The 18,807-nt window shown below is 60.0% G+C and carries 18 protein-coding genes; 6 read left to right on the forward strand and 12 right to left on the reverse strand.

Annotated elements, in window-relative coordinates; translation table 11 throughout:
* Positions 1-4: 4 nt before the first annotated feature.
* From BLW69_RS14340 to BLW69_RS14360, 5 genes are all read left to right on the forward strand, one after another.
* Complete coding sequence (locus tag BLW69_RS14340) at positions 5-973, forward strand: flavin reductase (protein ID WP_092662867.1); 969 nt, start codon at positions 5-7, stop codon at positions 971-973.
* A 25-nt stretch (positions 974-998) separates the two neighbouring features.
* Positions 999-1,880 (forward strand): MBL fold metallo-hydrolase, encoded by an 882-nt coding sequence (locus tag BLW69_RS14345; RefSeq protein WP_092662869.1) that lies wholly within the window; start codon positions 999-1,001, stop codon positions 1,878-1,880.
* A 39-nt stretch (positions 1,881-1,919) separates the two neighbouring features.
* Positions 1,920-3,044: a zinc-dependent alcohol dehydrogenase family protein gene (locus BLW69_RS14350; protein ID WP_092662871.1), complete on the forward strand. Its 1,125-nt coding sequence runs from the start codon at positions 1,920-1,922 to the stop codon at positions 3,042-3,044.
* A gap of 588 nt (positions 3,045-3,632) precedes the next feature.
* Entirely contained in the window at positions 3,633-4,223 is a 591-nt protein-coding gene (locus tag BLW69_RS14355; protein WP_062577828.1) for a DUF4360 domain-containing protein, read from the forward strand.
* Positions 4,224-4,280: 57 nt separating this feature from the next.
* The gene (locus BLW69_RS14360) at positions 4,281-5,672 is read left to right on the forward strand and encodes a DUF4360 domain-containing protein (RefSeq protein ID WP_092662873.1); all 1,392 of its coding nucleotides are present in this window, start codon (positions 4,281-4,283) and stop codon (positions 5,670-5,672) included.
* Between the two features lie 80 nt (positions 5,673-5,752).
* Here the strand turns inward: BLW69_RS14360 and BLW69_RS14365 are convergent, their stop codons facing one another.
* The 5 genes from BLW69_RS14365 to BLW69_RS14385 form a co-directional block, all read right to left on the reverse strand.
* Positions 5,753-8,881: an efflux RND transporter permease subunit gene (locus BLW69_RS14365; protein WP_092662875.1), complete on the reverse strand. Its 3,129-nt coding sequence runs from the start codon at positions 8,879-8,881 to the stop codon at positions 5,753-5,755.
* Between the two features lie 30 nt (positions 8,882-8,911).
* A complete protein-coding gene (locus tag BLW69_RS14370) occupies positions 8,912-9,565 on the reverse strand; it encodes an efflux RND transporter periplasmic adaptor subunit (protein WP_162759479.1) in 654 nt (217 codons plus the stop codon).
* Positions 9,526-10,023, reverse strand: coding sequence for an efflux RND transporter periplasmic adaptor subunit (locus BLW69_RS14375; RefSeq protein ID WP_092662879.1), 498 nt, complete (start codon positions 10,021-10,023; stop codon positions 9,526-9,528). Before BLW69_RS14375 ends, BLW69_RS14370 begins: the two co-directional genes overlap by 40 nt.
* Before the next feature lie 53 nt (positions 10,024-10,076).
* Positions 10,077-10,361 carry an EF-hand domain-containing protein gene (locus BLW69_RS14380; RefSeq protein ID WP_062459967.1) on the reverse strand — a complete coding sequence of 95 codons (285 nt, stop codon included), beginning with the start codon at positions 10,359-10,361 and terminating at the stop codon, positions 10,077-10,079.
* 233 nt (positions 10,362-10,594) lie between these two features.
* Positions 10,595-12,493, reverse strand: coding sequence for a mechanosensitive ion channel family protein (locus BLW69_RS14385; RefSeq protein ID WP_092662881.1), 1,899 nt, complete (start codon positions 12,491-12,493; stop codon positions 10,595-10,597).
* A gap of 204 nt (positions 12,494-12,697) precedes the next feature.
* Between BLW69_RS14385 and BLW69_RS14390 the strand changes: the two genes are divergently transcribed.
* Entirely contained in the window at positions 12,698-13,045 is a 348-nt protein-coding gene (locus BLW69_RS14390) for a hypothetical protein (RefSeq protein WP_210184915.1), read from the forward strand.
* Positions 13,046-13,110: 65 nt separating this feature from the next.
* Here BLW69_RS14390 and BLW69_RS14395 read toward each other — a convergent pair whose 3' ends face one another.
* The 7 genes from BLW69_RS14395 to BLW69_RS14420 are packed head-to-tail and all read right to left on the reverse strand — an operon-like array spanning position 13,111 to position 18,745.
* The gene (locus tag BLW69_RS14395; protein WP_092662883.1) at positions 13,111-13,722 is read right to left on the reverse strand and encodes a sensor histidine kinase; all 612 of its coding nucleotides are present in this window, start codon (positions 13,720-13,722) and stop codon (positions 13,111-13,113) included.
* Positions 13,722-14,987, reverse strand: a complete 1,266-nt coding sequence (locus tag BLW69_RS14400; RefSeq protein ID WP_092662885.1) for a hypothetical protein — start codon at positions 14,985-14,987, stop codon at positions 13,722-13,724. The genes BLW69_RS14395 and BLW69_RS14400 overlap by 1 nt, the downstream gene beginning before the upstream one ends.
* 31 nt (positions 14,988-15,018) lie before the next feature.
* Complete coding sequence (locus BLW69_RS14405; RefSeq protein WP_092662887.1) at positions 15,019-15,693, reverse strand: response regulator; 675 nt, start codon at positions 15,691-15,693, stop codon at positions 15,019-15,021.
* Positions 15,694-15,733: 40 nt separating this feature from the next.
* Positions 15,734-15,955, reverse strand: a complete 222-nt coding sequence (locus BLW69_RS22590) for a hypothetical protein (RefSeq protein WP_139283875.1) — start codon at positions 15,953-15,955, stop codon at positions 15,734-15,736.
* Positions 15,952-17,022: an ABC transporter ATP-binding protein gene (ugpC, locus tag BLW69_RS14410; protein ID WP_062577840.1), complete on the reverse strand. Its 1,071-nt coding sequence runs from the start codon at positions 17,020-17,022 to the stop codon at positions 15,952-15,954. Before ugpC ends, BLW69_RS22590 begins: the two co-directional genes overlap by 4 nt.
* Positions 17,019-17,846 carry a carbohydrate ABC transporter permease gene (locus BLW69_RS14415; protein ID WP_092662889.1) on the reverse strand — a complete coding sequence of 276 codons (828 nt, stop codon included), beginning with the start codon at positions 17,844-17,846 and terminating at the stop codon, positions 17,019-17,021. The genes ugpC and BLW69_RS14415 overlap by 4 nt, the downstream gene beginning before the upstream one ends.
* Positions 17,843-18,745: a carbohydrate ABC transporter permease gene (locus BLW69_RS14420; protein WP_062459955.1), complete on the reverse strand. Its 903-nt coding sequence runs from the start codon at positions 18,743-18,745 to the stop codon at positions 17,843-17,845. The genes BLW69_RS14415 and BLW69_RS14420 overlap by 4 nt, the downstream gene beginning before the upstream one ends.
* Between the last annotated feature and the right edge of the window lie 62 nt (positions 18,746-18,807).

The raw sequence follows: 18,807 nt of genomic DNA on the forward strand, positions 1-18,807 counted from the left end.
CACCATGTCCAACGACCCCCGCATTCTCCGAAACGCGCTTGGATCCTTCGCGACCGGCGTGACCGTCGTCACCACCCGATCCGCGGACGGGCAGGATATCGGACGCACAGCAAACAGCTTCAGTTCGGTGTCGCTCGATCCGCCGATGATCCTCTGGAGCCTTGCCAGGACATCCTCGAGCTTCGACGATTTCCGGCAGGCGGGCCATTTCGCAGTTCACATCCTGTCAGCCGAACAGAGCGACATCTCCGGTCTTTTCGCCAGCAAGAAGGAAGACAAGTTCGAGGGGCTGACCGTGGAGAGGGGAGACGGCGACATTCCGCTGCTCAAAGACTGCGCTGCCCGTTTCGAATGCCGGACCGCCCATCAGTATGAAGGCGGGGACCATATCATTTTCGTGGGCGAGATCACCGGGTTCGAGCATTCGAGCACACCGCCGCTGGTCTTCCATGGCGGGCAATACGGCCGGCTCATTCGCCACGCGGGCGAAAACACCTCGTTTGAGAAAACGGAAAGCAGTCTTTCGCCCGATGATTTCATCTACCAGATCTCACGGGTCTTCTATCAAATCCGCAACGACGCGGTGGTCGAACGCCGGCGGCGCGGATGGAGCGGCGCGGACTATGCCGTGCTGACGCTGCTCGGCCATGAGGATGGCAGGACACTCGACACCATCAGCGAGATCGGTCGCTCACGCGGAGACGAGATTACCGACGAGACGATGGCAAAGCTCGAGGCCGAAGGGTTGATCGAGATCGACGGGACAGCCCCACGGCGTGCGCATCTGACGGGCGCGGGACGCAAGGCGATGATGGAGATCGTCGCCATGCTGAAGGCTGCCGAAGCCGACTGCCTTGCGCTTCTCGACGAAAACGAGGTCTGGGTGCTGAAACAGTTGCTGAACCGGCTTGCGACATCGACTGATTCCGGTTGGCCGCCGGTCCGGCAACAGGCAGTTGTCGCGAGCGCGTGAGCAGGCCCGAACTTCGGAGATTTTCATGACCCGTTTTGCCATTGGAGACATCACCGTTTCGGCCATCTGGGAGCTGGAAGATACATCGTTCCGGATGAAGACGTTCTTCCCTCTCGTCACGGACGAGATCCTCGAGCGCGAGCGTTCCTGGCTTGCACCGGCGTTCTACGATGCCGATAGCGATCGGATCAGGCTCAGCATCCATGCCTGGCTGGTCGACACCGGCCGGCACAAGATCCTGATCGATACCTGCGTCGGCAACGACAAGGAACGGCACGCTCGCACCCAGTGGTCCAACCTTTCGACCTCGTTTCTCGAGCGTCTTCGTGCAGCAGGCGTTGAGCCTGAGGACATCGATTATGTCTGCTGCACCCATCTCCACGCCGATCATGTCGGCTGGAACACAAGGCTGATCGACGGGCGCTGGGTTCCGACCTTCCCGAATGCCAAATACATCTTTGGCCGCAAAGAGTACGATTACTGGGCCGAGAAATACGGCTCCGATCCCGGCGGTCATCATCTTGCAGCCTATAGCGACAGCGTTCTGCCCGTCGTGGAGACTGGTCAGGTCGTGCTGGTCGACGATGGGTATGAACTGGATGGCTGCCTCACGTTCAAACCGGCGCCGGGCCACACGCCTGGCCATGTCGCGATATGGCTGCATTCCAATGGCCGCGAATGCGTGTTTTCAGGCGATATCATCCATCACCCGATCCAGCTCAAATATCCGCAACTGAGTTGCATGGGCTGCGAAAATCAGGCCCAGTCCGCGCTTACGCGGGCAGCATTGCTGGGCGATATCGCCGATACAGAGACTATGCTGATGACGGGGCATTTCCTGGCGCCACACGCCACGCAGATCGAAACCGAAGGCGGAAGTTTTCGCATGCGGTGCAGACAATGCTAGTTTTCACGCGCCGCATTCCGAATTTCAGAGAGGTATGACATGAAGATCCGAGCCGCAACGCTTCGCCAGACAGGCGCGAGCATGCCTTATGCAGAGAGCAAGCCGCTTGAAATCGCCGAGCTGGATCTCGATCCGCCGGGGCAGGGAGAGGTGCTTGTGCGCATTCGTGCCGCAGGGCTCTGCCACTCAGATCTCTCGGTGATCAACGGAAGCCGGCCGCGACCGCTGCCGATGGCAATCGGTCACGAGGCCGCGGGCGAAGTGGTGGAGCTGGGTGAAGGTGTCGACGATCTTGAGGTCGGCGATCACGTCGTGCTTGCCTTCGTGCCAAGCTGCGGCCACTGCCTTCCCTGTGCGGAAGGAAGACCGGCGCTCTGCGAACCGGGCGCTGCAGCAAACGGCAAGGGCACACTACTGACAGGCAGCATTCGGCTGAAATCGCATGGCGAGCCGGTCCATCATCACATCGGTTGCTCGGCTTTTGCCGAACACGCGGTCGTGTCGCGCCGCTCGATCGTCAAGATCGACAAGGACCTGCCGTTCAACGAAGCAGCGCTGTTCGGCTGCGCGGTCCTGACCGGCGTCGGCGCGGTGGTGAATACGGCGAAGGTCCAGGCAGGCCAGACCACGGTCATCATCGGCCTCGGCGGGGTCGGGCTTGCCGCTCTGCTGGGAGCTATTTCGGCGGGTGCGGCGCAGGTCATCGCCGTCGACCTCTCGGATGACAAGCTCAGCATCGCCCGCGATCTGGGCGCGACGGCGACTGTCAATGCACGCGATGCGGACGCGGTCGACAAGGTTCGGCAGCTCACCAATGGCGGCGCCGATTTCGCTTTCGAGTTTGCCGGTTCCGAAAAGGCGCTGGAGAGCGCCTACAGGATGACACGGCGCGGCGGGACGACGGTGACGGCCGGACTGCCGGCACCCACCGCGACGCTTCCGCTCAACATCGTCAGTCTTGTCGCCGAGGAGCGAACGCTGAAGGGCAGCTATATCGGCACCTGCGTCCCCGTCCGTGACATTCCACGCTATGTTGCTCTCTACAAGTCCGGGCGCCTGCCGGTGAACAAGCTTCTCAGCGGCGAGATCCGGCTCGACGAGATCAACGAAGGTTTCGACCGCTTGCACCGAGGCGAAGTGATCCGGCTGGTTGTTCAAATGTGACGGCGGGCTTGAGCGGTAGAGACGATCACCATCGGGCGTCGCTCGGTGTGAATTCTATGTCGTCGCCGTGCCCGGTGTGGACAGCTTGAACGACATTCGAGGAAATCCATCGCATGATGCCGTCGAGGAGCGGCATCCTTTAGGACGATAAAGCCGCTGATAACCGCCATCAATCGCTTTTTGCCTCTGCGCGCGCCGGTGTTCGGCAGCCCGCGAGGATTGAGATGGTCCGGCTTCACTGGAACGGATGGATGGTGCCGTCGCAGCGCAACTCGACAGGCCAATGCCGAGGCTGACCGCCAGAGCTGAAAGACGCAAAGTTGTGCCAATCCTGAACATCTGAATCTCCTCGGTCAGTGCTTTTTGCTTCGATGGATCCGGTTTCTCGCGCAAAGTGATTGAATTGCCTTAATTAGACCTACGAAAAGTACCTTCACCGCCACTTTTAGTTAAAAATCTTTTAACTCTCCTACTGACATTTGGCATCAGGCGAATGACTCCGACATGAATGTCCCACTCAGGAGAAGTTCAGCTCACTCGCGTCATGCCGCTACCGAACGCCACGTTCGACAAAATTTGAGGAACCCCATGAAAACCGCAGGTCTCTTGCTCGCATCTCTCCTTATGGCCTCGGCCGCCCAAGCAGACGATATCTCGCTTGGCACACCAGGCTATGGCGGAAGTGGTTGCCCTTCTGACAGCGTATCGGCGACCATCAGCCCTGATGGAAAGGCTCTCAGCCTGCTGTTCGACAACTACATTGTTGAAGCCGGCGGTGATACCGGCAAATCCCTGGACCGCAAGACCTGCAACGTTGCCATACCGGTCCATGTCCCGCAGGGTCGCAGTGTTTCGGTCCTCGCGATCGATTACCGCGGGTTTAACCAGCTCCCACGCGGCGCGCGCTCGCAGTTCAATGTGGAGTACTTCTTCGCGGGCAGAAGTGGTCCGGCATTCACAAAAACGTTCAACGGCCCGGTCGAGAAGGATTATCTGATTTCAAACAAGCTCGTTGCGGAATCACTGATCTGGTCGGCGTGCGGCGAGGACGTAAACCTGCGCACCAATTCCAGCATCCGCGTCAATACCACGCGCAAGCAGGAGGCCATGGCGACAGTTGATACGCAGGACGTGAAGGCAGCGATCGTCTACCAACTTCAGTGGCGCGACTGCCGCTAAAAAGGAAAATCCGGGGCAGCACGGTCGCTGCCCCCCCGATGCCGGGAATATTTTGTCATGCGTATCCGCCGTTTCCTCCCGCTGCTTGCTGTGGTCAATTTCTCTGTTCCAGATCTGGTGCTCGCAGCAGACGGATGCGCTGAAGGGACATACTCGCGCGTCCGATCACCCGACGGCAACGCGACCAGTTATCTGTTCGACGATTTTTCGGCGACAGCGGGCGGTGCCTCCGGTATCCGCCGCGCCACGACACGCTGCTCGCTCAGCGTACCGGTGACACAGCCGGATGGTCACTCAGTTTATGCGATGGACTATCGCGGCTTTGTTTCGCCGTCGGAAGGGCAGGCCGTGTCCATTCAAGCTCTCAAGGATCGGATGGAGATACTGAAATACGAGGCGTCCGGCCCAGTGGATGCCGACGTCGCGGTTGGTGGCAAGGTCGGGGTCTCGGGATCCAGCACACTCGACCTTACAGTGCTCCTCACATCCGCCGGGCCCTTGGACGATGAGGCCCAGGACGCAATCCTGTTCCTCGATACCATCGATTTCGCTCGCCTCGGCTTCACCACAACCCGCTCCGTCGTGGACTCGATGAACCAGATTGCACATCAACGGCAGTCCATCGCGCTCGATCTTTCTCAAACAGCACTAACGCTGTTAGGCCAATCCGAGCGCTTCGACAGCGGAAGCTATGTCTCTCTCTCGGGCAACAGTGACGCGGCGGCGGGCTTTAACGCTCGCTGGGAAGCTGGCAGCGGCTTCAGCCTGCTTGGGGGCGCAACACGCGTCAGCGCGAGCGCGTCGGACGCTCTCTCGGACGACCTTGCGCTCTTTGCCGGAGGTATCCGATACACGACTGCGCCGGCAACATGGCGTGCTTTCGGGGAGGCTGGCGCATGGGGATCGCCCGATGTTTCCGCGTCGCTCACCCGAAGCTACATGAACATCGATGAGATGATCCAGACCGGGGGTGCGACATCTGGATCGTTGTTTGCGTCCTACGCTCGGGTTGGTGTCATCTACGCGCCCGACGATACCAACGAACTGGCGCTGTCGACCCGTTTCGCTCGATCCTGGCTCGACCTCGATGGCTATGGGGAAGACAAGACCGACAATCTCTTCGCCGCCAGGATGGGATCCGGCTCAACGATCACTGACAGTCTCGGCGCCGAATTAGCTTGGAGCCGCAAGCTCGATGAGCGGTTCGACCTGACGCTTTTACTGGGTGTAGGACGCACGTCCGCAGACAAGAAGGGCGTAGAAGCCTCCGTCGACTGGGTCGGCGATGTCAAGGGCAGCACAGAGGACCAGAATTATGCGGCGCTTGGCGGACGCATCGGGTGGATGGTTACCGAAAAATGGCAGGTCAACACCTCTGCCGCAGCAACGTTTCGCGAAGACGCCGATCCTGTATGGAGCATCGGCGGCCAGCTGAAGGCGTCGTTCTAGGTCCCCGCAACGAAAGCGCTTACGTGGAGGTTCGGTTTCATGCGAACGACTTTACAAGGCTCTCTGCTTGCCGGCCACAGTTAGCTTGAAACTGGAACGCGACGTTTGAAGCGCTCTTCCAATCTCTGCAGGACGACGAAGAGCGACGGTACGAAGACGACGGTCAGGCAGGTTGAGCCCATCATGCCGGTCAGAACCGCGATCCCGATCGACTTTTGCGCGCTCGCTCCCGCCCCGGTCTGCAGCACGAGCGGCACGACGCCGAGGATGAAGGCGATCGACGTCATCAGGATCGGTCGAAGCCGCGTGATCGCGGCCCTTATGGCCGCATCCACAATCTCTGCGCCGTCATGCAGCCGCAGATGCCGCGCGGTTTCAACGATCAGGATCGCGTTTTTGGCCGACAGTGCGACGAGCAGCACCAGACCGATCTGCGTGTAGAGGTTGACGGCGGCATTGAGCGACAGCAGCGTCGTAGCCGTTCCGATCAGCGCGAGCGGGACGCTCGCGATGACGCTGATTGGTGCGTACCAGCTCTCATATTGGCCAGCCAGAACGAAATAGACCAGAAGCAGGCTCAGGCCGTAGACCAGATAAATCTGTCCGCCGAGTTCTCGTTCCTGGTAGGACACAGCCGTCCATTCCCGTTCGAAATTGTGAGGCAGCAGCGACTTTGCGATCCCGTCGAGTGCATCGAGCGCCTGGCCGGTCGAATAGCCTTGCGCCTGCGAGCCGATGATTTGAGCGGATGGATAGAGATTGTAGAGGCTGATCAGCGCAGGCCCGGTGGCCGGTTTTACGTCTGCGATCGAGCCCAGCGGCACCATCTGGCCGGAGGCGCCGCGCAGCCGAAGCCGCTCCAGGTCGGCGACTTCGGCGCGCCTTGAGGCGTCTGCCTGTACATAAACCTGGAAAATGCGGCCGAAGAGGTTGATCTGGCCGGAATAGGACGATCCGATGTACTGGCTGACAGCGTCGTAGGCGCCGCCGACATCGATCTCGGCGCGCTGAGCCTTGCTTCGATCAATCGAGACGGCAAATTGGGGGGCGTCGGCACGGAACGGACTGAAGGCTTCGCGGAATGTCGGATCAGACCCTGCTGCACGGGCGATGCTGGCCGCCACTTCTTCCAAAGCCGCATAGTCGAAGGCGCCGTCACGGGCCTCTACCTGCATGGTGAAGCCCGCCGCGTTGCCGATACCCTGGATCGGAGGCGGCGGAAGCACGAGCGCCTGTCCGTCCGGGAGATCGGCAGTCAGCCTCCGCAGGGAGGTGTAGAGCGACAACAGGTCATCTCCCTGTTGGCGAAGGCTCCAGTCCTTGAGGATCACGTAGAGGACACCCGCGTTGGAAAGGCTGGCATTGTTGTTGAGGGCGGAGACGCCGCTGATTGCGACCGCCGTTTCAACGGCATCCAGCTTCTCGACCCGCCCCCGCAGGTTTTCGATTGCGAGGCGTGTGCGCTCGAGCGACGCGCCCTCGGGCAACTGGACCGATACCAGAAAATAACCCTGGTCCTCGATCGGCAGGAAGGCCGTCGGCACCTGCGCCAGCAGGGAGAGCGAGAGCGCGACCAACAGCAGTGCCACCAGCGAGACCGTCACACTGAAACGGGTCATGACCCTCACCAGCCCTACATAGACCCGTTCGACGGCATCGTAACTTGCGTTGAAACCGCGGTAGACGACGTTCTTGCGCGGCTTCAGGGCATGTGGTTTCAGCCATAGGGCGCATTGGGTCGGCTTCAGGGTCACGGCGTTGACCGCGCTGATCAGGGCAGTGGCGGCAATGACCAGCGAGAACTGGCGATACATTTCGCCACTGAGGCCAGGCAGAAAGGAGGCCGGGAGGAACACGGCAAGCAGCACAAGTGTGATGCCGATGATCGGGCCCATCAACTCGTCCATGGCAAGCGCCGCAGCCTCCGTTGGCGTTTTTCCGTCATCGAGATGGCGAGCAGCGGCCTCGACCACGATGATTGCATCGTCAACCACGATGCCGATGGCAAGGATGATGGCGAACAGGGTGGAAAGATTGATGGAGAAACCGAACAATGCCAATGCGCCGAAGGCGCCGATGATGGTGACAGGCACCGTAGTGGCAGGCACCAGCATCGCGCGCCAATCCTGCAGGAAGATGAGGATGACAACCAGCACGAGGAACGCGGCTTCCACCAGGGTGTGGTAGACATCATCGATGGCGGCCTTGACGAACAGCGTCGTGTCGAACGGCACGGAGTGGCGAAGCCCTTCGGGAAAGTCGGTCGACATGACCTCCAGTTTCGCCTTGACCGCCGCTACGACGTCAAGCGCATTGGCCTCGGGCAACAGAAACAGTGCGAGGCCTGCCGCCGGCTTTCCATCGAGACTGAAATCCTGGCTGTATTGCTGAGCACCCAGCTCTACCCGTGCCACGTCGCGCAGGCGCACAAGATCACCATTGTCATTTGCGCGCAGGACGATGTCTTCGAAGGCCGCCACATCGGCGAGCTTGGAGTCGAGCTTCAGCGTGTATTGGAAATCGCGCCCCTCCGGCACCGGTGGAAGGCCAAGCTGGCCGGCGGACGATGTGCGGCTTTGCTGACGGATCGCGTTGTTCACATCTGACGGCATGAGACCGCGTGCCGCCATCAGGTCCGGATCCATCCAGATGCGCACCGCATAGTTGCCGGCGCCGAAAACCGAAACACTACCGACGCCGGGGATGCGAGCGATCTGATCGATCAGGTTGATGGTTGCATAATTGGTCATGAACAGGCTGTCATGATCCGGGTTGTCGGAGGTGAGTGCTACAATCGCCAGAATAGCCGTCGAGCGCTTGGCCGTCTGCACGCCTTGTGCCTGTACGGCATCCGGAAGGGAAGGCGTCGCACTCGCCACACGGTTCTGCACAAGGATCTGCGCCGCGTCGGGATCGGTGCCGATGGCAAAGGTCACGGTGAGTGCGTAGGTGCCGTCACTGGTGGAGGTCGATTGCATGTAGAGCATGCCCTCGACCCCATTGACCTTTTGCTCGATCGGCAATGCCACATCCTGGACGATCGTCTCGGCGTTGGCACCGGGATAGCGTGCCGTCACCTGCACCGAGGGCGGTACGACATTCGGATATTGTGCGACAGGCAGGCCGACCAGCGCCACCAGACCGAGTATGACGGTCAGGAGCGCGATCACGTTCGCAAGCACCGGTCTATCGATAAAGAACCTGGCCATCCTGGGGCATTCCCTGTTTCTGTAAGCAGATCAATCGAGTGCCGTCACGACTTCGACGACTTCTCTGGCACGCAACCCAGCCCCGCCCTTGACGATCACGCGGTCGCCCTCTCTCACGCCATTGACAACCTCCCGTCGGCCGCCGGCGGCTTTTTCTCCGAGCGCGACTTTGACGGCTGCGACCTTGCCTTCGGCATCGACGATTTGAAGCGTTCGGCCCAACTGGGAATTGCCGATCGCGGCCTCCGGCACGGTCAGTGCCTTGCGCGTGACGATCGGGACTCGGACGCGGGCAAACATGCCCGGCGATAGCAAGCGGTGCGTGTTGGCAATAACGCCGCGAAGGGTCATGGTCCCACTCGCGCTATCCAGCTCTGGCGCGATGTAGTCGAGATATCCACTGTAAGGGTAGGTCGCATCACCCTGAAGACCGGCTTCAACTCGGATCGCCCCGAGGCTCCTCAGGTCTATATGGCGCTCAGCCATCGCGCGGCGAATGGCGATTACCTGCCGCTCATCGGCCGAGAAGAGTACGTGGAGCGGGTCCGGTTCGACCAGCGAGGCGAGCTTCGGAGCCGATGCGGCATTGATAAAGGCGCCGAGATCGGCCGCGCGTGCGGATAGGATACCGTCGAACGGCGCCTTCACTTCCGTGTAGCTGAGGTTGATGTCAGCACTTCGCACCTTGGTCTTGGCGGCCTCGACCTGTGGTCGGCTGCCAGTCGCTGTGCCACCGCCGATTCATTTGCGCTTAGCGATACGACCTGCTTGGCAGAAAGTCCTTCCTGCCGGGCCGCGTTTGAGACCGCCTGTTGCAGGTTGGCCTGTTGCTGACGCAGTTCTGCTTCGGCAGCTGCGAGGCTGATGCGATAGGGTTCGGGCTCTATGAGAAAGACGACGTCACCTTTTCGCACGGTGTCGCCTTCATTGAAGTTCACTTTCTCGAGCGTACCGGAGACTCGGGCGACGAGGTCAACCTGGTTGACCGCGCGGAACGTTCCCGTCGTCTCCAGGTACAGCGTCACCTCGACGAGGGTAGGTGCCTCGACCATGACTTTCCGCTTCTCGGCCTGGGCGCAGGCCTGCCCGACCCAGCCAATCAGCAGAGCTGCGGCCACCAGGGGCAACAGTGCATGTTTCATGGAAAGATCCTTCCCTTGCGCATGTCGTGGCAGGCCTGCTCAGGGAGCGGCAGCTATTTCAGCGACTGCAACTCGTTCGGCGTCAGGAGTCCGTTCTTGTCCTTGTCGATCCGGCCAAACGCCAGGTTGTAGCGACCGGCCTGCTTGACCTTGAGGGCTATCGGCTTTCCGGACGCGGCCATCGTGTCGATAAAGACCTTGAATTCGGGTTGGTCCAGCATCGTGTCGGCGTTCTTGTCTGCGGTCATGAAGGCCTCCTGTTGCGCATAGCCGCTCGAAGCGACGGCGAGCCCCCCGAAGACGACCAGAACAGGGGTGATCAGCTTAACGTTTGCCATTTCGATCTCCTTTGAGTGTTGCGATATCCGCCAGGTTGATCCCTGTGTCGGGAGCCTCCTGCCGGGCGGACGCGGTCAGCAGTCCATTCTTCAGTTGCGGAACTGCCAGCATCAACTAATCCGGACCAATTCTTCGCGACGAGGCCGCAGGACTTGCTCCAAGGGACTGGTCAATGTCCCTGCGATGCTGGACGGCACGATCAACCAAAGGCTGCAGTGAAGCCATCCCATGTTCATGGGGTCTGCACCTCGTCCAGCGTGCCAGCCATCGGGTCTGCCGTGGCGCGCCTTTCAGCAAGGGAGACATGGACGCCATCTGGCGCGAGATCGAAGCCGGAGGCTTCGAGCACTTCAAGCAGCAGAGAGCGGATCAGGGGAATGGCGGTCACCGCTGCGGCACGCGCCAAATTGAAGCTCAACACCAGCTCCCTGGTCTGCAGATGGGCTTCAGGCGGGCTGATGGCGATCTTGCCGACGATATCGGCCTGAAGCCTGGTTTCGCTTCGAAGGGTCGACGCCGCCAACCGCAGTAACCGCGCGTGCCCGACGGCGTCCGTTTCGTTCTCCAGTCTCAGGCTCACCCGAGCGAGGACGAGTCCGCGACTGCGGCTGACAACGGTCTCGATCTGGCCGTAGGGAATTGTATGCAGCCTGTCATCCAAGCCGCGCAGTCTGAGACTGCGGATCAGTATCTGCTCCACCCTGCCGGGAGTGGAGTCGATCTCAATCTCTTCGCCGAGCCGGAAAGCATCGTCCAGCATCCAGAAAATGCCCGATATTACGTCCTTCACCAACGCCTGGGACCCGAGACTGATGGCCAGACCCAAAATGCCGGCGCCGGCTATGATGGGAGTGGTGTCGACCCCTAAAACCGACAGGGTCACCAGCGAGAAAATCGATCCGATGAGCCCCAGCAAGACTACACGAAGGATCGGCAGAACCGTTGTCATACGCGCAAGGTGCAACTCCGCGTCTTCCAGCGAGGTGAGAGCCTCCTTCGGCATCATGCGCGACTCTACCCATGCGTGGGTAACCGCGGCGAGCACGGCAGCGAGCACCAGCACCATAAGCGAAAAATTGATCTGCCGAGAGTATCGCGGCCAATCCTGTTGCGGGATGACCGCAAGCGTGCCGACCAGCCAGTACTCGACGATCAGCCTGAGGATGACAGCTGCCGCCAAGGCATCGATCACCACCCGCACCACGAACAGTCGACGCATCACCTCGGGCTTGCGCGACAGCTGGATCGAGAGGGCGATCGAGCGATCGAAGGCCAGCGCCAGCATAAGGGCGATCGTTGTTCCCTTGATCCCCTGGTACAGGTCAAACTGCTGCATCAGCCAGCCCCATATCCACAAGCCTAACACCAGCAGGATCATCCAGGCGGCGACCATCTGTAGCAGCGGCGTCAGGCCGTGCCGGCGCAGAAGATGCAGCAATCGAAGAGCCGCCGCCGTCATGGCAAACGCGCCGAGTATCGCCAGCAGCCGCACCGAGTTCGGCGGCATGCCGACGCGGGCGGCTGCTGCCAGAAGGCACACCATCAGGTATCCGCACGCCAGGATCACGGCGCTTCGCCGAAGTCCTTTTTCCGCGCCGCTCTCGTCCAGCGGCAGAAGCCGCAATTGAGGAGTGCGGGGCGAAAAGACAATGCCGAGAAAGGTAATGGCAGACAGCCAGTAGATGACGGAAACGAGAAACTCCCTGGCAAAACCATCCCCGAGCGGATCGGCGCTCAGCAGTCGAACGGCTATTGCGCGCCCCACCGCGATGGCGGCCAGCAACGGCACAAGGCTCCAGGCCGTCCGTTTCAAGACGGCGAGGAATGGGACGCGTTCGCGCGCGGCAGCCTCGCGTCGGCCTCTCAGACCGTAACTGCTGAGCAGAAAAATCAACATGACGACACCGCCGGCGCCAAGGCTTAGGGCAAGAACCTTGGGCGCCGAGGTCATGGACACCGTGCCCGCCCATAACAGTTCCCGATCAAGATGTGGCAGGGCGAGCGCCGTGTCCACCAACGCCGTCTCGAGACGATCGACGACCTGCTCTGCACTGACGATCCAGTCCGCGACGTTGACGACAGGCTGATCGGGGGCCGGGGACGGGCCTGTTGCAGTCGCGGAGACGTCCATCGTGCCAGTCCCGTTCGCACTTGCAGAGAAACTACGGCTCGCCGGGCAAACCGGCCTGGCGAGCAATCGATAGTTTCAACCATTAAGTGCGTTTAAGATGCGCATCCACCCCATGTTCATGGCGTATTCGCGGCACCGGAAACGGGCATGATGGGGTCAAGCCGGTATCCGTCGGCGCAGTTTAGAATCCGGGAGACATTCGCCATGAAACATCGCCCAAATGGTTTCAAGGCCGCATTGGCCCTTACCTATCTTGCCGTGCTGGCAGCGCCAATTTTCACGGCCGCGCCGGCGGCGGCCGTCGTGTATTGCAACGCCGTCGGCGTCCCAAAAGGCTGCGTGGTGCGCCCCCAGGCCGCGGTGGTCGTCTACTGCACGGCGCCGGGGGTTCCGCTTGGTTGCGTGGCGCGTCCCGTGGCAAGGACCGCGATCTATTGTACTGCTCCGGGCTTGCCGGTTGGCTGTGTCCGCAGGCCGGGCGTTCGCGCACCCGGTCTCGGTGTCGCGCCGGTCAATCGTGGTGGCCCGAGGAACCGTCTCGGCATCAGATAGTCCAGGCGATGGAAGTGTCTCCGCGCTCGGTTCCTATGACCTTATACGCGCGCTCCCCGCTGGCATCAGCCCCCTTGGGTGGCTTCGGGGAAGTCGGGGGGTAGCAGCAGCGAGACCGTCGTGCCGAGCGGTGCGCTTGTGACGGACAAGGTCACATCGCAGAGGGCTGCGCGCTTTTTCATGTTGAGCAAGCCCCGGCCCTGCACCGTCCCCGCCCCATTCACCGCATCGACCGCAAAGCCGCAACCGTTGTCCCTGACGGAGATCTGGCCCCTCGCGTCGCCGTCGGGGCCAGCTATGGTCTCGATCATGATCGTCACGATCGATGCGCCCGAGTGTTTGATCGCATTGGTGACAGCTTCGTCAAGCAGCCTGATAACCTGGATAACGTGCCTTGGACGCAGGCCTGGATAGACGGGAAGTCCGTGTGGCGACTGTACGCTCCAAACCAGCTGCATGTCGTGGGCGCGCAACTGGCCTGATATCCGCTCCCTCCAGGAGCCAAGGGCAAGCATGAGGTCGCCATCGATCTCTTCCATTGCGTTGATGACCAGACGAAGATCGCGCAGCGCAGCGCGAGCGGCATCTCCGATTGTATTCGTTGTATCTCTCGGCTGTTCGGCAAGAGCGACGATGCTGACGAGTTGCCCGCCCAACCCGTCATGCAGGTCCCGCATCAATCGCGTCCGCTCCGAGGCCAAAGCCGCCGCCCTTGCGCGTTCTTCTTCGCGGGAAAAACTTGCCCTGAGCTTGACCTCGCCTCCGACACTTGCTTCACCAACCGGTCGGCGAAACTGTCGGCATCATTCAAAGCTTGGACGAAACGCCAGGTCAGCCAGACTCCGATGACGATCAGGACGATCGAATAACCGAACCAGCCGATAAAGATCCGTTCACCCGGAATGAGCCGGCTGACCGTCAGGATATCGTTCAGGGCGCACCCCAGCATGACTGAGAATACAGGCGCCATTATCAGCGCCTTTCGGTTTCCGCGCAGAGCTGCGTTGCCCAAAAGGAGGCAAGCAACGGCGGCGCAGAGAGCAATCGTTGGTGGCCCTAGCGGCAGGAAGAGTGCGTGAAGTAAATCATGCTGTCCCGTAAGGCCCGCAAAGGCAATAATAATGCCGGGTACGAATGTGAGATGAAGCCATCGCGGTGGCGGCATGTCGATGAAGCGCACGATGAAGTGCAGAACCAGCGGCGCTTGCGTAACAACGGCAGCGCCGACGAGGCCGAGAGTTTGTGGTGATGCTGGCATCGAGACGAAATACTGAAAAAAACCGATCAGCATGGCGAGCGCAAGCAGCCCATAGCTGCGATCGTTCCGGCGGTTGATCCAGATCAGGCCGAGGATCGCTCCCAATGTCGCCTGTCCGGCAACGAGGATGAGTGGCAGGGTCTCGAACATGATTGACCGCTGATCGTGAACCGGTCTCAGGACCTTGTCCGGACCGGCATAAACGCTGTCCAGATAGCCGCCGACCGGCCCCCATGTGACGAGGTGAATGATCAGCTCATTGCGCCCCTCATGCAGCAGGCTCTCCGGAATCGTCGCTATGGCGGACGTATTGCGGTCGGGTCTGCGGCTCATAACATTCCGGTGCGTATCGTGGATCATTGAGCCGTTAACCTCGAATTGTACGCCCGTGGTAAAGCGCGGCACGAAAATGCTCCATGCCACATCTTTCTGCGTGGTCGGTCGTTCGAGTGAGACGCGATAAATCGCAGAGGAGGTCGCATCTTCGGAGACGGGGCGAAAGTCCGGGAGGTCCACAGAACGGAATTGGCCTGTCGCGTCTTGAAGCTCAACGCCGCTCAGTTCATAGACCGCGGGAGGCAGGGGCGGGCCGATCTGGCGGGCCAGGATGCAAAGGACGATGATGACAGGTTGCAGCGCCAGGTACAGCAGCAGCCAGCCGATCCTGCCACGCGGTCGAGCCATCCTTCCAACTTGGTGAGCGGCAGCTTTCATCCTAAAGCTTTATCAAGCCCTGCTGCAAGGCTTCGAATACGGCCTCACCGCGGGTATTCACCTCGAGCTTGCGATAGATGTTCTTTATATAGCCGGGAACGGTCTGGCGTGAAATACCCAGATAATCCGCGATGTCGGCGTAGCTGAAACCCTTGGCGATGCCCCACAGAATGTCGATTTCGCGCGCTGTCAGCTTGGCGGTATTCAAGTCCGTCCCGACGACGGGATCCTTGACGCCTTGGGTCCGTTTGACGATGAAACGGGCTATCGAGGCCGAGATTGGCGAGTGGCCCCGCATAAGATCGCGCACCGTGTCGGCGATGTCGGTCAGCAGAGCGTCCTTCAGCAGATAGCCGTTGGCGCCGAGTAAAATAGCCGAAATGACGCTTTCTTCATCGCCCAGGATGGAGATGACCAAGATCTCGGTGGTCTGGCTATGCTGCCGGACGTCGCGGATCAGGTCCATGCCATGGCCATCGGGTAGCTGGAGGTCAGTCAGAAGCACATCAGGATAACCAGACTCCAGCACTTGGCGCGCCTCCGAGAGCGTTCCCGCCTGAAGAACCGAAAATGCGGAAGCGTCGGACAGGCCGTCAGCGATACGCCGACGTGTTGGTCCATCGTCCTCGACGATGACAACGGATATAGGTCCGGCTCTCTCCGTTTGGGTGTTCAAGATAACACTCGCTTTCAGGCCTCGGCTTGGCCAGAAAGGATTATTGAGCAAATCCCCAAACCGCGCCAGCCATGAACATGGGGGTGTGGCGGGTCAGAATTGGCGGACCGCAAGGGGAAAATGCAGAGAAGAAAGCCGCAGCGGAAAAACAACGGTGCCAGCTGCGCTCACCAAAACCGGCCAGAACGATTTCTGCAAGCCGTCGGACGCGGCCACCCGGCTCAAGAGCGTGGTTACGCTTGTCGCCATAGGCATCAATCATTCAATCCGACTGTCCGTTTCCGCATCGAACAGATGAATGTGTTCCTGCTGAAAATTTAATCCGACGGTTTGACCGCCGGTTATTGGAACCCGCCCATTTACGACGACGACACATTCGGGCGTCGTTGCCGTTGTGACGAAGGTCGTTGACCCTGTCGACTCGACCAAGGCCACTGGTGCTTCCAACAAACCCTTGCCGTCTTCGGCGATGGTAAGATGTTCGGGCCGCAGACCGACGACAAGATTTCGATTGGCCGGAATGGTTCTGTCGAGACCGATCGTCTGTGGCCGGCCAAGATCCAGGATGAGGCTTCTTCCATCCGGTCCTGTCGTTGCCGGAATGAAATTCATGGCCGGCGATCCTATAAATCCGGCAACGAAACGGTTGACCGGTCGGTCATAGAGTTCAAGCGGCTGGCCCTGTTGCTCGATCACGCCCTGGCGCATGACCACGACGTGATCAGCCATTGTCATCGCTTCGATCTGGTCGTGCGTGACATAGACCGAGGTCGCGCCAAGCCGGTCATGCAGTGCCCTGATTTCCTTGCGCATATGGACACGCAGGGCGGCGTCGAGGTTGGACAGTGGCTCATCGAACAGAAAGGCTTTGGGATTGCGGATAATGGCCCGGCTCATCGCGACACGCTGTCGCTGTCCGCCGGAGAGTTCGCGGGGATAGCGATGCAGCAGGTCCGACAGGCCGGTAATGGCGGCCACGTCCTCTGCCGCCTTCTTCGCCTCCGCCTTCTTGGTGCCGCGAATGCGCAGGCTATAGGTGAGGTTTTCCTCAACCGTCATATGCGGGTAGAGCGCATAGGACTGGAACACCATGGCCAGATCCCGCTTGCGGGGCGGTACATTGTTCATGCGGTCGCCGGCAATAACAAGGTTACCTTCGGAGATCGATTCAAGCCCTGCGAGGGCGCGCAGAAGCGTTGATTTGCCACATCCGGACGGTCCCACCAGGGCGACGAAAGCGCCTTTGCGAATGGTGAGGTCGATGTTCTTCAGCGCGTGATAGGCACCGTAATATTTGTTGACACCCGACAATTCGATTTGATTGGTCATTTGAGAGCTCCCGATGTGAGGCCGGAAACGATGCGGCGCTGCAGAAGGACGAAGATGGCAAGGATCGGGGTTACGTACATCGTTGCGTACGCCATGATGTTGTTCCATTCGCTGGTGTTTGGGCCCATGAACGAGTTGAGACCGACACTTGCGGGCTGCAATTCGATGTTCTGGATCATCGACTTCGAATAGACGAACTCGCCGAATGCCTGCATGAAGATGAGGATGGCGCTGACAAGAATACCGTTGCGGGCAAGCGGGAGCACGATGTTGAAGAAGGCACCGATGCGCGAGTTGCCATCGACCAATGCGGCCTCCTCAAGCTCCATCGGCACAGCCATGAATGTCGCCCGCACGAGGACCACGAAGAACGGCATGCTCTTTGCCGCTATCGCCAGGATGACGGCAAAGCGCGGGTAGTCCAGCAAACCGACTTGGGAGAACCCGACGAAGATCGGCGTGATCATTAGCGATGCGGGCAGAACCTGCAGCATCAGAATGAGGAACAGGCCCACATCCACCCAGCGGTTACGGTACCGCGCCAGTACATAGGCACAGCCGGTACCGAGAACGGCGATGAGCGCCACCGATCCAAAGGCGATCAGCGTTGAGTTCCAAAGGTAGCGCCCCATGTTCCGGCTTTCCCAGACATACGCGAAGGTGCTCCACTGCGCTGTCGATGGCCAGAAGCTGGGCGGGGTGGCAAACATCTCAGAGCCCGTTTTGAGAGCCGTGACGTACATCCAGTAGGGCGGAAACAGGTAGATCGCCGCCATGATGATGGCGATGGCGAGCATCAGGCGGTTTCGGTTGGTTTCAGTCATCCGCGCACCTCATGACGGGTCGAGCGCACATAGACGATAGCCGCAAACATCACGAACACAGTCATGATGACCGAGATCGTGGCACCTTTGCCAAAGTCGTATTGCCGGAAGGAGAGGTCCCAGGCCCAGTATTGGGCGACATTGGATGAGTTGTTCGGCCCGCCATCCGTGATTGCCGCGAACAGATCGAACTGTTGCAGTGTGAAGATAAGCCCGAGCGAAATGATCGCACCGATGGTGGAGCGCATCATGGGCAATGTGATGGTCCAGAAGCGCTGCCAGGCGTTTGCACCGTCCAGCTCGGCTGCTTCATAGAGATCGCCGGGTATGGCGGAAAGACCGACGGACAGAAGGATCATATTGAACGATGTACCAAGCCAGATATTGGCGAGCACGACCGCCCAGAGCGAGAAATTGGGGTCTGAGCGCCAGAAGATATTGCTGTCGATCAGGCCGCTTTCACGCAGAAAGAAGTTCAGGACGCCAAAGTCCCCCGAGAGTATCCAGTTCCAGATCGCACCGACGACCAGACCCGGCATGACCCAAGAGACCAGAAACAATCCACGAAGCCACGATGATCCCGGAAAGTTGACCCAGAAAAACAGCGCAAGGCCAAACCCGATGAGAAACTGGCCAGCGATCGAGCCGACCACGAAAATGACGGTGTTGAAGAGAATGGGCAGGGTTTCGGGCTGCTTGAACAGATCGATGTAATTCTTGAAGCCGACGAATGGCCTGATGATGCTTCCCAGACTGAACATGTCCACTTCCTGAAAGCTCATCAGGATATTGTAGAGCAAGGGCAAGCCCGCAAGAATGAACAGGAAGGCAAAGGGAACTCCGACCAGGCCAATGTCGAAGCCGCGGCCGTCCGTGATGCTGGAAAGTATCCTTTTCATGGAAACCCCATAAGATCCGGTGTGGAGCTGTCCGCTCTTGACGAACGAGACAGCTCCTTCCG

The organism is Rhizobium sp. NFR12, assembly GCF_900108545.1.
Classification (GTDB): Bacteria; Pseudomonadota; Alphaproteobacteria; order Rhizobiales; family Rhizobiaceae; genus Neorhizobium; species Neorhizobium soli.